Source organism: Haloarcula salina (assembly GCF_049603855.1).
In the GTDB taxonomy this organism is placed as follows: Archaea; Halobacteriota; Halobacteria; order Halobacteriales; family Haloarculaceae; genus Haloarcula; species Haloarcula salina_A.
This window is the reverse complement of the sequence record NZ_CP187146.1, coordinates 1,099,880-1,114,119: the sequence shown is the minus strand read 5'-3', so window position 1 is coordinate 1,114,119 and position 14,240 is coordinate 1,099,880. Positions and strand designations below refer to the sequence as shown.

The window sequence follows — 14,240 nt, the reverse complement described above, 5'->3', positions numbered from 1 at the left end:
ACTGCGTCGGAACGAACCGGCGAGCAGTCGACCGAGCGCGCGGCCACTCAGGGGTGGCTGAAGTACGCGACGGACTCCGTTTCGGGGTCCTCGGCCACGTCGTCGAGGCGGGCAAAGCCGATGCGCTCGAACTGGACGACCGCGTCGGCGTCGTAGCCGAGCAGTCCGGGCTCGGCGACGCCCGTCACGTCGCCGTCCATCGTCCGCAGGCGGAGCGCGGGACCGTCGGCGGGAGCCCAGTGGACCACGTCGACGCCCTCCTCGCGCACGGCGTCGATGTCGTCGCCGGCGTACTCGAAGGCGTCGCGCGTGTGGCGAACGCAGCCGTAGCCCTTGAGCCAGACCCGCTCGCCGTGGGGCGGCAGGTCGTCGCCCTCCACGACGACGCCGCCCGCGACCGGGATGTCGCGGCGGCCGCGCTCCTCGTGGTCGGGGTGCAGCGGCGGCTCGCCGGCGTCGGGACCGCCGACGACCTGGCGCTCGACGAGGCCGCCGTGGGCGTCGTCGTCGCGGACGAAGAACGCGCGGTCCGAGGCGTCGTCGACCAGTTCGCGGTTGTTGGCGTAGATCGACGACATCGCGAGGTCGACGTTCGAGGTGGACGTGCCCAGTTGAATCATCGCGTCGACGACGGCCTCGCCGCGGATGCCCCGCCGTTCGAGACTGGCGACGGTCGGCGCGCGGGGGTCGTCCCAGCCCGCGAGGTCGCCGGCCTCGATGAGTTCCGCGATGCTCGACGTGGACAGCGGCACGTCGTACTCGTCGACCTGGACGTGGCCCCAGTGGATGACCTCGGGATACTCCCAGCCGAAGTAGTCGTAGACGAACTGCTGGCGCTTCGCGGAGTCCTGGAGGTCGATGCCGCGGATGATGTGGGTCACGTCCAGCAGGTGGTCGTCGAGCCCGCTCTGGAAGTCGAGCATCGGCCAGCAGCGGTACTCGGCCGCCTCCTCGCGCGGGTGTGGCGTGTCGACGATACGGAAGGCCACGAAGTCCCGGAGCGCCGGGTTCTTGTGGGTGATGTCGGTGCGGACCCGCAGGACCATCTCGCCGCTGTCGTACTCGCCGTCGACCATCGCCTCAAACTCCTCGCGGGTGGTCTCGGCGTCCTTCTCGCGGTGGGGACAGGCCTCGCCGCTGTTTTTCAGGTCGGAGAACTCGCCCTGCGGGCACGAGCAGGTGTAGGCCCCGCCCAACTCGATGAGGTCGCGGGCGTACTCGTAGTACGTCTCGACGCGGTCACTGGCTTTCACCACGTCGTCCGGCTCGAAGCCGAGGTAGCCGATGGCGTCCAGAATCGCGCCGTAGGCGTCGAGGTCCGGGCGCTTCGTCTCGGGGTCGGTGTCGTCGAAGCGGCAGATGAACTCCCCGTCGTAGCGTTCCTTGTACGTGCCGACGACGGCCGCCATCCGCGCGTGGCCGATATGCCACGGGCCGTTGGGGTTTGGCGCGACGCGCATTCGGACGGTGTCGTACTCGTCGGCGTTGGGCAGGTCCGGCAGCGGGTGGTCTTCGCCCTCGTCCTCGGCCTCCAGCTCTTCGAGTTTCTCGGGGGCGAGTTCGGCCAGCCGCTCCCGCCGTTCCGAACTACTCATCCCGTTGACGCGCTCGACGACCGGCGCGATGACGCCCGGAATCTCGTCGCCGTGCTCGCGGAACTCGGGGTTCGCGCCCATGAGCGGCCCCATGATCGCGCCGACCTGTGCCTCGCTGTCGTGTTTGACTGCGTTGAGGAGAGCGTTCGTCTCCGCCGCCTCCCTGACGCGGTCTCGCAGCTCGTCGTCCATTACCGGGACCTGCGGCTGGGAGGGTCAAAACGCCGTCGGGTTCGGCTAGCTACTGAGACAGGGTGTGATACCAGAGTTCACATATCCAATTGTCTGCAACGCTTCGCCTCGCTCGGCAGACCGAGACCACAGGCATCCAAGGACTCAGAACTGGCTAGACCTGATCAAGACATATTTCCAACACTATGTTAAAATTTCCGGATTGTGACTATGCGAAATTTACAACAACTGCCCCCTGATATAAGATAGCTTATGCTAGAGTGTCCAAATAGCTCTGGCTTCGCGACCTTCCGAAGTGATGCTATTCCCCGAATTTTCGTGAGAGAGTCTGATCTCAATGTCATCTCTCGAAACGGAAGCAGGCAGATAGAATGGAAGAATTCCCGACACCTCGGCACCCACCTCAAAGTGTGTCGCAGTACGGGGATACACAGTTCCATCTACTGGTGATGTGAATTGTAGGTCGTCTGCTGAACGGCCCCCAATGTTTGGATAGGTCGTGTCCCCCGATACTATCGTCAATGGCTCTTCCCACCGCTCAGGGAGATCTTGCTGATCTGTCGTCGGATTTGTCACAGTAAACTTAGCGACGGCAATCTGCTGTCCATCAGCTACTTTCAATGTACTGTAAGATCCCTTGAATTCTGGCGATTGCGTAAGTTCAAAGTCTGAGACAGTATACTTAACCCCTTGTGGACCTGTCCACGTGTCTCCCAACTCCACCTCTGGTGCAACTATATCCATGGTTGACGTATTTGTTGAGCTGACCGAGAGACCAGCACTTCCCTGATGGTATCCGTCAACAGCCAGTTCGATCTCTTCTTCTTTGCTTTCGCCTGCTTCGATCGTATACTCAAGGGTGCGACTCTTAGAAAGAAGATCGGAAGTTACTTCGGTAGCATATCTACCGGTCCTGCCGCCAGTGTTCTTGATCGAGACCGTAGCATCCACAGTAGAAGCTACCTCGGCCTCTGCGGGGAATCGAATATTTTCTGCGAATGTGATTGTTTTTTCATCGTCAAATTGAAGTTTCCAAGCCACCGGTTCGTCATCCTGGGTTCGCATCTCACGCACCCGTAGTGTTCCACTGGAAGCGTCAGCAGGAATTTCGAACACTAACCATCCACGAGTCGTGCTACCGATTTCAGGCGTTGTAAACCCACCACTGGCCTGATACAAACTGGCGTTCACTGGTCGGTTGAGACTGTCGACATCGACGTTGTCAATGCTGTAGGAAGCCGATCCAGTCTCAATTCTGTAATCTGGCCTCTTCGGAACCGTCCCATTTTCAGTTTGTTTCCGGGCTTGTACATCAACGAGAACGAATTGTTTCCCGCCTTCTGGACTCATAGCGGTGTTAGTGTGGTCGCCGATGGCATACAACGACTGTGTGACTACTACATCATTTACGGTGAGTCGAGTCTCCCCAGTTGAGAGACGTGTTTCGCCAATCTGATCATGCGAGGGGGCCGATGTACTATTTTCAGTTTTGGTTTTTGTTTCAACTGTTCCCTCTCCCCCAGTTCCGTTGTCATTCCCCGATGAACAACCAGCGATACCGAGGGTGCTAGCCGTAGTAGCAGCAAACAAATACTCACGCCGAGATACTCGTTCTTTTCGCATCGTATCTGATAAAAATTGATACTGATTCTTAAAGCTGCGCAATGATTCATCATTTGATAACGCAGATCTGCCGACCCCTAAATTCCGTAGGAGGCCAACAATCTACGTTTGACGACAAGGTCCAGACCTTTTTTTGGCTCACGAGAGCCCTGTTGCAGCGTATACACCCAATATTGCTGAAAAAGCACAGTTTCTATTGCTGCGTCTAAAGGAAAGCACTCTCAATATCTTGGTGACGACTCTTACTCAACTTGACTATTTGGGTCAAGAATATAACACAATATAATATAACATAGGTATTGTACAGACATCAAAGCCCCCTGGAAAGGTACCCAATCACCCAGTAACAGAGTGAGGCCAAGGACAGCGAAATCGGTTTGGATACCTGTCAGAACTGCGTATCCATCCGCGAAAGAGTCCGTATCCACGCACCTACGCGACGGAAGGGGTGCTTCACAGTACCAATAAACACACCATCTATCCTGTAGAAATCTGGTCAATTGTCAACCTAATGTATAGTCTCAGACAGTTGGTTTCCCTTTGATGTAGTGTAATCACCCTATAGCACTCAACGAGTCTGCCACCCGGTCCAGCGCGTCCAGTCCCGTCACCTCGCCGGACTGGTCTGGAATCGTCCACACGTCCAAGTCGGGCAGCGCGTCCCGGAGCGTCGCGATGGCATCCGCCTGATCCGCCTGCTTCGCGCGACAGCGCTCGCAATCGCCGGCGTCCTCGATGACCTTGTTCACGACGAGCGTCGTCACCGGGACCTCGAACTCGCGGAGCCGCCCGACCAGCCGCTCGGACTCGCGGACGGCCATCGTCTCCGGGATGGTGACGACGCGGAACTCGGTCCGGTCCGGGTCCCGTAACACCGTTCCGACGCGGTCCATCCGCTCGCGCATCGCGGTGAAGTCGTCCGGCCCGTCGTCTCGCCGGCCCGCCATCGGGCCGAACATCATGGTCCGCGCCGTGTTCACCTTCCGGCGGACCTGGTCGCGCAGGTCCATCGCCGTCGCCACGCCGCGGTCGAGCACCGACGGGAGGTCGAGCAGTCGGAGCGTGTGGCCGGTCGGCGCGGTGTCGAAGACCACCCGATCCCAGCGGTCGCTCTCGACGTAGGTCGCAAGCCCCTCGATAGCCGCCAGTTCGTCGCTACCCGGCATCACGCCCGACGTGAACAGCTCCGCGACCTCGTCTTCGTCCAGCCTGATGCCGGCGTCGGAGAACTCCGCCGCCAGCGCCTCGAACAGCGAGCGGTAGCGGTCGATCCCGGTCTGTGGGTCCACCTCGACGCCCCACAGCCGTGACCGGAGCTCTGTGGGCTCGCCGCCAACGGTCGTCTCCACGGCGTCGCCCAGCGAGTGCGCCGGGTCCGTCGAGACCACGAGCGTCTCGTGGCCCGCCTCGGCCAGCCGCAGGCCCGAGGCCGCCGCGACCGTCGTTTTGCCGACGCCGCCCTTGCCGCCGTAGAGGACGAATCGAGTCACGGTCGTTACTAGGGAACGACACGACTTAGGTGCTGACCACCGGGAGCCGTCGAAAAGAGACCGCCGGGACCTCAGTACTCGCGCTCGACGAGGTAGTTCGCGATGCCTTCGAGCAGGTAGCGTGCCTCGTTGTCCGGCAGGACTTCGAGGTTCTCCTTGCCGCTGGCGATGAGGTCCTGGCCCGTCTCACGGGCGTACTCGATGGATCCGACCTCGCGGAGTCGCTCGACGGCCGCGTCGATTTCGGCCTCCGAGACCGCGTCGACGGAGTCCGTATCGACGAGGTCGCCAACGTCGACGCCCTGCTGGCGGGCGTGTAGCGTCACGAGGGTCTGCTTGTTCTCGACGAGGTCGGAGCCGCGCTGCTTGCCCAGCTTCTCCGAGGGCGTCGTCAGGTCGAGCAGGTCGTCCTGAATCTGGAACGCCCGGCCCACGTCGAGGCCGTAGTTGTACAGCGCGTCGACGGTCTCCTCGTCCGCGCCGAGCAGGGTCGCCGGGATGGACGCGGCCGCGCCGTACAGCACGGCGGTCTTGAGTTCGACCATCTCCAGGTACTCCTCGGGCGTGACCACGTCACGCTGCTCGAACTCGATGTCGAGAGACTGGCCCTCGCAGATGCGCGTACACGTCGTCGCGAGGCGCTCGGTCGCTTCGACGGAGCGCTCGTGGTCCGCGCCGGTCGACAGCAGGAACTCGAAGGCCTTCGAGTACAGCGTGTCGCCGGCGAGGATGGCCGTCGAGAGGTCGTACTCCTTGTGGACGGCCGGGACGCCGCGCCGGAGGGCGTCGTCGTCCATGATGTCGTCGTGGATGAGCGTGAACGTCTGGATGACCTCGATAGCGAGCGCTGCCGACATGACGTCGGCCCGGCCGCCGTCGAGCGTCGGGAACTCGCGGTAATCCGCCGTCAGCGGGTCGACGTCCAGCAGCGACTCGGCGACCAGCAAGAGGACCGTCGGCCGGAGTCGTTTGCCCCCGGCGTCCAGCAGGTACCGCGACGCCTCGTAGAGGTGGGCCGGCTTCGTGACCGGGAGGTTCTCGGGGAGGGCGTCGTTGACCTGGTCTCGTCGGGCGACGATCGCATCTTCGACCTGCTGGTGGCGTTCGGACATGTGAGTCTACTCTGTGAGCTGGATCATGTTGCCGTTGCGGGTGATGTGGAGGTCCCGTCCGGCCTTGTAGCCCATGTTCTCGGCGAGGTCGACGTACGGTGCGAATCCTTCCAGGCTCTGGTGGGCCGGGATGACGTTCTGGGGCTGGAGCGCGTCGAGCATCTCGTAGTGGCCCTCCTGTCGCAGGTGGCCGGAGACGTGGATGTCGTCGTAGATGCGCGCGCCCTGCATGCCGAGCAGCTTCTCGGACTGGTAGCGCTGGCCCTCGTTTGTCGGCTCCGGGATGACCCGGGCGGAGAAGATGACCTTGTCGCCGTCGTCCAGCTCGTAGGGCGTCTCGCCGCGGCCCATGCGTGTGAGCATCGCGCGCGGTTCGCCCTGGTGGCCGGTGACGATGGGGAAGAAGTTCTCCTTGCCCTCGTTCATGATGCGCTTGAACGTCCGGTCGACGGACTTGCGGTGACCGTACATGCCCAGGTCCTCCGGGAAGTCGACGAAGTCCAGTCGCTCCGCGGTGCCGGAGTACTTCTCCATCGAGCGGCCCAGCAGGACCGGCTGTCGACCGATGTCGTCGGCGAACTCGACGAGGCTCTTCACGCGGGCGATGTGCGAGGAGAACGTCGTGGCGACGATGCCGCCGTCGTAGTCGGCGACGCTGTCCATCACGTCCTTGAGGTGACGGCGGGCGACGGACTCGGAGGGGGTGCGGCCCTTCCGGCCGGCGTTCGTACAGTCCTCGATGTAACAGAGGACGCCGTTGCCCTCGCGACCGATCTCGCGGAACCGCTTCATGTCGATGGGGTCACCGATGACCGGCGTGTGGTCCATCCGCTTGTCGAGGCCGTAGACGACCGCGCCCTCCGGCGTGTGGAGGACGGGGTTGATGGCGTCGATGATGGAGTGGGTGACGTTGACGAACTCCAGTTCGTTGCGCTCGCCGATGGACATCGTCTCGCCCGCCTCCATCTTCACGAGGTCGTTCTGGACGCCGAACTTCTCCTCGCCCTTGATCTGCTGTTTGACGAGTTCGATGGTGAAGGGCGTCGCGACGATGGGCGCGTCGTAGCGGTGTGCGAGCTTCGAGATCGCTCCGATGTGGTCGAGGTGACCGTGCGTCGGCACGATGGCCTTCACGTCGCCCTCGAGGTCGGACATGACGCGGTCGTCCGGGATCGCGCCCATGTCGATGAGGTCGAGCGAGTGCATGCGCTCGGTCTCGACGTTGTCGTGAATCAGTACCTTCGAGAGGTTCAGGCCCATGTCGAAGATGACGACGTCGTCCCCCGCACGGACGGCCGTCATCTGTCGGCCTACAGCCTCGTAACCGCCAATTGTCGCAATTTCGACTTCCATGGTTGTAGCTCCGAGTGGAGAGCCGACCGCGAGAAGCGGTGGGGCACGGCAACGACGGTGGCTGCAATGGAGGCGACTCTGGTCCGCGCTGACGTGCCAGGCCATCCGGGTACGCCCGTAGCCCGCACGTCCGCAGTAGAGGGACTTCCGTCCCGCGACTCACATCCGCCGTCTGCCGGCCGCCGAACCGCGGTCCGCGGGCGGCCGTGCGCTCGGTTACTCGGGCCTACAACGGCGCTTCTTAAAACGGTGTGGGTTCCCGACGACGCGTGTCGGCTGTCGGACGGGAACGCGCGACGGCGTGACGAAAGCGAGCGGCCGACGGCCGCGCTCGTTACTTGTCGTCCAGCGCGTCCGACAGCGGGTCGTCGTCGCTGGCCACGTCGAAGCCGGAGACGTCCTCGTCGGCGAGCGTTTCGGCCCCGTCTTCGTCGCCCGACGCCTCGACTTCCTCCTCCGCCGACTCCACACCCGCGTCGGTCGGCACGTCGCGGAGTTCGCTTCTCGAATCGTTCGTCCGGCCCGGTTCGGTCCAGTCTGCTGGCTCGCCTTCCGGCGCGTTCCGGGGGTCGGACTCGGCCGCCGAGTCGTTCGTCCGGTCGGTCGAATCTCCGCCGAACAGGTCATCGGTGGTACGGGGTCCGTGCTGGTCGCTCGACTCGTCGAGCACGCGCGTCTCCCGGGCCGTCACGTCCTCGTGCGACTCGTCCGCACTCTCGTCCGCGCCGTCCCAGCGCGACCCTGAGTCCGCCGTTTGGGCGGGGTCGGAGTCCGACGGTGCGTCGGATGCAGGCGGCGTCGCGTCGCCGTCGGCCGCGGGCGCGTCGCGTCCGGCGTCCGCTGTCGACGACCCCCCCTCGTCCCCCGTCACCCAGCCCGATTCGTCGGCTGCCTCGTCGTCCGGCGTGTCGAACTCCGCGGGGTCCGGCGGCGTCCACTCCTGGGGCTCCGTCCGCGGTTGCTCCTCCTCCGGCGGGTCCTGATCTAGCAGGTCGCGGTCCGGTACGTCGCCCGCGTCGGACTGCTCGGGAGACGCCGTCTCGGACTCGGTAGCGACCCCAGCGGCGGACGGCGCGGCATCGGGTTCGGCGTCTGGCGTCGCCCCATCGTCGACAGCCGTCGCTGCGGTGTCGGTATCGGGCGTCACGTCGGCGGACGGGACCGCCGACGCCGACTGGTCGTCAGCGGACGCCGGTCCGGCGTCGGCAGCCGCGGCTCGCGTCTCCGCGGCCGCCGGTTCGGACGCCGCGGGTGCGCTTTCGGTCGCCGGCTCGGGCTCAGATACCGCGGGTGAGTTCTCAGGTTCCGGTTCGGCCCCGGCTTCGGCCGGAGGGTCCGAGTGCACCTCACCGGCGGACGGATCGGAGACCGGTTCCTCGTCGTTCTCCGCCGTGTTGGGCTCTGATTCAGCGGCGACCGGTTCGGTCCGTGGTTCGGTTTCGTCACCCTCGTCGGAGCGCTCGGAGTCGGTCTCCGGGCCCGTGGCGGGGGCGGGAGGGGCACTGTCGGACTCCGCCTCGCCGGTCGCCGCGCTCACGGTGTCCGGTCGCGTCGCCCGGGCCGCGACGGCGCCGGCCATCGTCGCGTCGGCGACGAGCTTGTGGAACAGCCCGATGAGGCCGGAGACGAGGAGCAGGCAGCCGAGCGCGCCGACGACGACGCCGAGCAGCGCACGGTAGCCGGCGTTGCCGGAGAGCGCGTCGAGCGAGCCGTTCTGTATCAGAACGTAGCCCGCGGCGACGAGGCCGCCACCGACGCCGGCGACGACGAGCAACGCGCCGAGAAACTTCGTTCCGTATCGATAGACGTCGGTCAGACCTACAGCAGACATGGTCCAATTATTGATAACAGTAGGCAAATATGTTACGCCGAGGTCGGGCCCGGGTGTTTCCCGGGACGCTCGGTCAAAAACCACGAGACTGCGCCGTGGCCGTCTCGCTACGCAAGGGCGTAAACCGCGGTGCGGACGAACTCGGTCGGGATTCGGGCGACGACATTCTCAATAGATAACACGACAGCGTCACTGGTTCACTTCAGCGTCGCCGCCGCCGATAGTCGTCCCCGGACGCTCGCCCGCGAGGAAAGGCCCGAGCGCATCCGGGCCGAAGACGACTGCCTCGGAGGACAGCGAGAGCAGCGCGCGGACCTTGCCGGCCATCCCGCCCGACACGTCGGTCGCGTCGCTCCCGCCGAGCGCCGACGCCACCGCCTCGAAGGACTCGATCCGGTCGATCACGTCGCCGGCCTCGTCGAGGACGCCGGGGACGGTCGAGCAGACGCCCACGCGGTCGGCGTCGACGGCCGAGGCGAGTTCGACCACCAGTTCGTCGCCGCTCAGGACCGTCGCGCCCTCGCCCGCGTGCGCGACGAGGTCGCCGTGGAGCACCGGAACGAACCCCTCGCCGAGTAGCGTCTCGACCTGTCCCGTCGGGAGCGAGAGGATTCCCTCAACGTCGCGGGCGGCCGCCGAGAACGGGTGGACGGGAACGGCCGGAACGCCTCGCTCCGCGAGCGCGTCGACGACCGCGTCGTTGAGTCGGCACATCGCGCCGTGGACGGCGCGCACGCCGGCGGGGTCGCTGGTCCCCGCGGTCGTGCTGACGCCGTACTCGGCGGCGTGGTGGTGCCCGAAGCTCCCGCCGCCGTGGACGACCACGATGTCGCCCCCGGCGGCGGCGTCGGCGACCGCTGACGCGGCGGCGTCAAGCGCCGCCCGGTCGACCGTCTCGGGCTCGTCCTTCTCGGTGACGACGCTGCCGCCGAGCTTGAGAACGACCGTCATTCCCGCCGCACTCCGTCGGTGTCCAGTTCGGCGCGGAACACGTCCTCACAGCCCGGCGTGTACTTCAGCGCCGTGAGAGCGTCGTCCGTCTCGTCCAGCGCGACGATACAGCCGCCGCCGCCAGCGCCGGTGAGCTTCGCGCCGTGAGCGTCCGCGTCGCGGGCCGCCCACACCATCGAGTCCAGCGACCGCGAGGAGACGCCGAGGGCCGAGAGGAGGCCGTGGTTGAAGTCCATCAGCTCGCCCAGCGCCTCGTAGTCGCCCGTGCCGAGCACCGCCTCGCCCTCGCGAACGACGTCGCCGATGGCCTCGACCGTGTCCGCGGCGAAGCCGTACTCGGCCCGGAGGTCGCGGACGCCCGCGACCAGCGCGCCGGTGTCGCCCGCGCCGCCGTCGTAGCCGATGACGAACGGGAGATTGTCGATGCCATCCAGCCGACGGCAGTCGTCGCCCTCGACCCGGACCGCGCCGCCCATCGCCGAGCAGAAGGTGTCAGCCCGGGAGGCCTGCCCGTCCTGCACCGCGTGTTCGACCTGGTAGGCCCGGTCAGCGATCTCCTCTGCAGACAGGTCGACGCCCAGTTCCCCGGCAGCCGCGTCGATCGCCGCGGCGACGAGCGCCGCCGACGAGCCGAGGCCCGCCCCCAGCGGGATGTCGCCCTCGACGAAGATCTCGAAGCCCGCCTCGGGCGCGTCGGCCGCGTCGCGGGCCTGTGCGATGGCCTCGTTCACGTAGCCCATCCCCGCCTCCACGAGCGGTTCGGCGACGTCGACGTCCGGGCGGCTCTCGCCGTCGCCGGTGTACTCGACGGTAAAGCCGTCCAGTTGCAGGTCGTTCGCGTGGATTCGCAGTCCCTCGTCAATCTCGGTGGCCGTCACGTGGACCCGGCGCTCGATGGCGCAGGGTACCGCCGGCTCCCCGTAGACGACCGCGTGCTCCCCGAACAGGTACACCTTCCCGGGAGCGCTCGACGTGACCATACCCGCCCGTGTGCGCCCCGAGCGTTAGGCGTTTTCGGAGCGGATGCGGCGAGCGCCGGTCCCCGGTGTCCCCACCTGTTTCGAACCGCGGCCGCCGTTCAGGCCACTACCTTCTCCAGCGCGTAGCTCCGACGGCCGTGAGTCTCCATCGTCAGGTAGGCCAGTCGCCACTCCGTCTCGGCGCAGAACTGGTGGACGGCGGGGATAACGCCGTGGAAGACGTTGTAATCGTCACCGGCGATGTAGCCGTCGTCGGCCACTTTGTCCGCGCTCGCTCTGAGTTCCGCGAGCGTGTCTTCGTACTCGTGCGTGCTGTTGATGTACACCCAGTCGAGCGCGCCGTCGTCGAAGGCGTCGAAGACAGCCAGTGAGTCGGCGTCGTTCACGCGGACGGCATCGGCGGGACCACCGGCCCGTTCTCTGACGGCCCGGCGGGCCTCGTCGCTCGTCCAGTCGTCGACGAGAGTGAGGGCCGCCGGGTCGGCAGCGGTCCGAATCGACGCCGCGAGGTCCTCGCTCACGCCGAACACCGCCACCGTCCCTTCGGCCGGCAGTTCCCGAAACAGGTGCTCGCGGTCCGGGAGGAGCGTGGCGTGGGCAAATGCTCCGGTCGGGAGCGACTCGGGGACCCCGTCGACCCGTTCGAGCACCCCGGCCGCGGTCGAGCCTCCCGACCCCGCGGCAGCGGGGAAGACGGTCTGATACAGTCCCGCCAGCAGTGGGTCGAGGCGCTCGGGACAGGACTCCGCGACGACGCGCTTCGCGAGCGACAGCACCATTCTGTCGTTCGGTTGTCACCATGCGCGCCTAAGCGTTTCCATCGGACCGGGCCGGTCGGCTACGACCGCCGCTCGACACGCATCCGCATCTCCTGGCGGGGGTGTGCCGTCAGCGAGGGCATGAGTTCCAGCGGCGTCTCGCCGAGGAACTGCAGGCGATACTCGCTCGCCGTCGTCGCGAGAATGAGTTGCGATTCGAGCATCGCGAGGTGCTTCCCGATGCAGTGGCGCGGACCGCCCCCGAACGGGAAATACGCGAAGCGGGGCCGTTCGCTTGCCCGCTCGGGCCGCCAGCGTTCGGGGTCGAACGCCTCCGGGTCGTCGTAGAACCGCGCCGAGCGGTGGACGCCCCACTGCGGGAGCATCAGCGTCGTTCCGGCGGAGACGTCGTACCCGGAGAGTTCGACGTCTTCGGTCGGCTCCCGGAAAATTGTGTAGACCGGTGGATAGAGCCGCATCGCCTCCTGGACGACCCACTTCAGGTACTCCAGGTCGCGGACGTGCTCCATCCCCGGTCGGTCGTCGCCGACGACGGCGTCGAGTTCCGCGTGGACGCGGCGCTCGGCCTCGGGATGTTCGGACAGGAGGAACCACGTGTACGTCAGCGTCAGCGCGGTCGTGTCGTGGCCGGCCAGCAGCATCGTCATCATCTCGTCGCGCAGTTGCTCGGGCGACTGTCGCCCGTCGTCGCGCGCTCTGAGGAGGACCGACAGGAAGTCCATCGGCCCGTCTTCGTCGGTCCCGACGGACTCCTCGCGTGTCGCAATGATGTCGTCCAGCACGTCGTCGAGCGTCGCCATCGCGCGATCGAATTCGGCGTCGTCGGGCATCGGGAGCCACGACGGCGCGGCGAAGCGAAGCGGATCCGGCTCGAATCGCTGCCCCAGCGGGACGAGCTGTTCCTCGATCGTCCGGACGCGATCCTCGGAGAGTTCGACGCCCATCATCAGGTCCAGAATTACGTCGAGGGTGACGCGCGTCATCGCCCGCTCGGCGTCGACGGTGTCACCGTCCGACCAGCTGGCGATGCGGTCCTCCGCGTGGCCGGTGATCCGATCCGCCATTCCCGACAGCCGCGCCATCGAGAACGCCGGGTTCGCCAGTTTGCGCTGGCGCTCCCACGTCTCGCCCTCGCTCAGCAACAGTCCGTCGCCGAGCAGGTCGCCGAGCGCGTCGCCCTGGAAGTCCGGCTTGCGAAAGCGGTCGGCCTCGGAGACGAGGACCCGCTCGATGGCCGTCGGGTCACAGAGCATGACGGTGTCCATCGGGCCCATGTCGAACCGGGCCACGTCGCCGTAGGCCCGCTCCAGCGCCGAGATGAACCGGAACGGGTCGCGAGCGTACGTGCGGCTGCTGCCGAACAGCGGTTCGCCCTTCGGTCCGGGCGGCGTCCCTGACATTGCATACAATTGGGAGCGGACACGCTTGAACGGCATGCCAAATCACGACGGAGCGGCCGGAGCGAGCGGAATTAGAGCCAGCGGCTCGCGTCAAGATTCCACTCGGTGTTGGCCCGGACCCACACCCCGCCGAGCCCGCCCAGCGCGCTCAGGCCGACGGTGTAGGCGAGGAAGAAGACGAACACCAGCGCCAGAAACAGCCCGTAGCCCGGCGCGCCGGGCGGGATGCCGAATCCGAGCAATCCGGCGATGTACAACGCCGGGACGAACAGGGCGAGCAGCGGGACCATCGCGGCGACCCCGGCAAGCGTCCCCAGCCACAGCCCGGTCCGGTAGCCGCCGCCGTGGGTCGTCGCGGCGACGGCCCCGCCGACGACGGACGAGAAGGGCACGAACGAGAGGGCGATGGTGACGAGCGCGCCCACGCCGGCGTCGGACAGGACCTCACGCATACTGTCTGGCCCGTTGTGCGCCGCGCTTCATGTAGGTTCCGTGCCGCGCGGGCGTTCCGGTCACCGGTCCGTCACGAAAACAGGTCCGTGTCGTACCTGACGTAGTTCCCCAGCCACCCGCCGAGCGCGCTCAGGCCGAGGAAGTACGCGGCCGCCGACAGCGCGCTGGCGAGGAGAAAGAGGACGCCGACGGCCCCGACCGCCGCCAGCGCCTCCGGCGAGAACGCGAGAAACACCGACAGCACGAACAGGACGAACAGCGTGACCACCACCGTTCCGACGAAACCGAACAGCCCCGAGAGCAGTCCGACTCGAACGCCGTCGTCTCGCGTGCCGCCCTGTAGGTACCCCGCGAGTGCCCCGCCGAACAGCGGCGCGAACGGGACGAACCCGCCCAGTACGGCCGTCGCAACTGCACCGATGACCACGTTGAGCAGCGTGTCGCCGTCTCCCATTTCCAGTCGCTTCTCGGGGTCGCGAGA

12 protein-coding genes are annotated in these 14,240 nt (G+C 66.1%); all 12 read right to left on the bottom strand.

What is annotated here, in order from left to right; all coding sequences use genetic code 11:
* Positions 1 to 47: 47 nt before the first annotated feature.
* The 12 genes from ACOZ4I_RS05785 to ACOZ4I_RS05730 all read right to left on the bottom strand — a co-directional run bounded on the left by ACOZ4I_RS05785 (position 48) and on the right by ACOZ4I_RS05730 (position 14,213).
* Positions 48 to 1,787 carry a glutamate--tRNA ligase gene (locus ACOZ4I_RS05785; protein WP_424003917.1) on the bottom strand — a complete coding sequence of 580 codons (1,740 nt, stop codon included), beginning with the start codon at positions 1,785 to 1,787 and terminating at the stop codon, positions 48 to 50.
* A 255-nt stretch (positions 1,788 to 2,042) separates the two neighbouring features.
* On the bottom strand, positions 2,043 to 3,137 hold the full coding sequence (locus ACOZ4I_RS05780) for a hypothetical protein (RefSeq protein ID WP_424003915.1): 1,095 nt from the start codon (positions 3,135 to 3,137) through the stop codon (positions 2,043 to 2,045).
* Positions 3,138 to 3,964: 827 nt separating this feature from the next.
* On the bottom strand, positions 3,965 to 4,900 hold the full coding sequence (locus ACOZ4I_RS05775) for an ArsA family ATPase (protein ID WP_424003913.1): 936 nt from the start codon (positions 4,898 to 4,900) through the stop codon (positions 3,965 to 3,967).
* Positions 4,901 to 4,971: 71 nt separating this feature from the next.
* A complete protein-coding gene (idsA3, locus tag ACOZ4I_RS05770; RefSeq protein ID WP_424003911.1) occupies positions 4,972 to 6,012 on the bottom strand; it encodes a geranylfarnesyl diphosphate synthase in 1,041 nt (346 codons plus the stop codon).
* 6 nt (positions 6,013 to 6,018) lie between these two features.
* The gene (locus tag ACOZ4I_RS05765) at positions 6,019 to 7,365 is read right to left on the bottom strand and encodes an RNase J family beta-CASP ribonuclease (protein WP_424003909.1); all 1,347 of its coding nucleotides are present in this window, start codon (positions 7,363 to 7,365) and stop codon (positions 6,019 to 6,021) included.
* Between the two features lie 334 nt (positions 7,366 to 7,699).
* On the bottom strand, positions 7,700 to 9,196 hold the full coding sequence (locus ACOZ4I_RS05760) for a hypothetical protein (protein ID WP_424003907.1): 1,497 nt from the start codon (positions 9,194 to 9,196) through the stop codon (positions 7,700 to 7,702).
* Between the two features lie 189 nt (positions 9,197 to 9,385).
* Complete coding sequence (locus tag ACOZ4I_RS05755; RefSeq protein WP_424003905.1) at positions 9,386 to 10,147, bottom strand: isopentenyl phosphate kinase; 762 nt, start codon at positions 10,145 to 10,147, stop codon at positions 9,386 to 9,388.
* A complete protein-coding gene (gene mvk, locus ACOZ4I_RS05750; protein ID WP_424003903.1) occupies positions 10,144 to 11,127 on the bottom strand; it encodes a mevalonate kinase in 984 nt (327 codons plus the stop codon). Before mvk ends, ACOZ4I_RS05755 begins: the two co-directional genes overlap by 4 nt.
* Positions 11,128 to 11,225: 98 nt before the next feature.
* A complete protein-coding gene (locus tag ACOZ4I_RS05745; RefSeq protein WP_424003901.1) occupies positions 11,226 to 11,906 on the bottom strand; it encodes a class I SAM-dependent methyltransferase in 681 nt (226 codons plus the stop codon).
* 59 nt (positions 11,907 to 11,965) lie between these two features.
* On the bottom strand, positions 11,966 to 13,306 hold the full coding sequence (locus ACOZ4I_RS05740) for a cytochrome P450 (RefSeq protein WP_424003899.1): 1,341 nt from the start codon (positions 13,304 to 13,306) through the stop codon (positions 11,966 to 11,968).
* A 71-nt stretch (positions 13,307 to 13,377) separates the two neighbouring features.
* Complete coding sequence (locus tag ACOZ4I_RS05735) at positions 13,378 to 13,758, bottom strand: DUF5518 domain-containing protein (RefSeq protein WP_424003897.1); 381 nt, start codon at positions 13,756 to 13,758, stop codon at positions 13,378 to 13,380.
* 71 nt (positions 13,759 to 13,829) lie between these two features.
* Positions 13,830 to 14,213: a DUF5518 domain-containing protein gene (locus ACOZ4I_RS05730; protein WP_424003895.1), complete on the bottom strand. Its 384-nt coding sequence runs from the start codon at positions 14,211 to 14,213 to the stop codon at positions 13,830 to 13,832.
* Positions 14,214 to 14,240: the final 27 nt, after the last annotated feature.

Bases quoted from the DNA above. Each gene is read 5' to 3' on its own strand.
- mvk (WP_424003903.1), bottom strand. From the start codon at position 11,127: ATGGTCACGTCGAGCGCTCCCGGGAAGGTGTACCTGTTCGGGGAGCAC.
- ACOZ4I_RS05785 (WP_424003917.1), bottom strand. From the start codon at position 1,787: ATGGACGACGAGCTGCGAGACCGCGTCAGGGAGGCGGCGGAGACGAAC.
- ACOZ4I_RS05730 (WP_424003895.1), bottom strand. From the start codon at position 14,213: ATGGGAGACGGCGACACGCTGCTCAACGTGGTCATCGGTGCAGTTGCG.
- ACOZ4I_RS05780 (WP_424003915.1), bottom strand. From the start codon at position 3,137: ATGAGTCCAGAAGGCGGGAAACAATTCGTTCTCGTTGATGTACAAGCC.
- ACOZ4I_RS05755 (WP_424003905.1), bottom strand. From the start codon at position 10,147: ATGACGGTCGTTCTCAAGCTCGGCGGCAGCGTCGTCACCGAGAAGGAC.
- ACOZ4I_RS05740 (WP_424003899.1), bottom strand. From the start codon at position 13,306: ATGTCAGGGACGCCGCCCGGACCGAAGGGCGAACCGCTGTTCGGCAGC.
- ACOZ4I_RS05765 (WP_424003909.1), bottom strand. From the start codon at position 7,365: ATGGAAGTCGAAATTGCGACAATTGGCGGTTACGAGGCTGTAGGCCGA.
- ACOZ4I_RS05745 (WP_424003901.1), bottom strand. From the start codon at position 11,906: ATGGTGCTGTCGCTCGCGAAGCGCGTCGTCGCGGAGTCCTGTCCCGAG.
- ACOZ4I_RS05760 (WP_424003907.1), bottom strand. From the start codon at position 9,196: ATGTCTGCTGTAGGTCTGACCGACGTCTATCGATACGGAACGAAGTTT.
- ACOZ4I_RS05735 (WP_424003897.1), bottom strand. From the start codon at position 13,758: ATGCGTGAGGTCCTGTCCGACGCCGGCGTGGGCGCGCTCGTCACCATC.
- idsA3 (WP_424003911.1), bottom strand. From the start codon at position 6,012: ATGTCCGAACGCCACCAGCAGGTCGAAGATGCGATCGTCGCCCGACGA.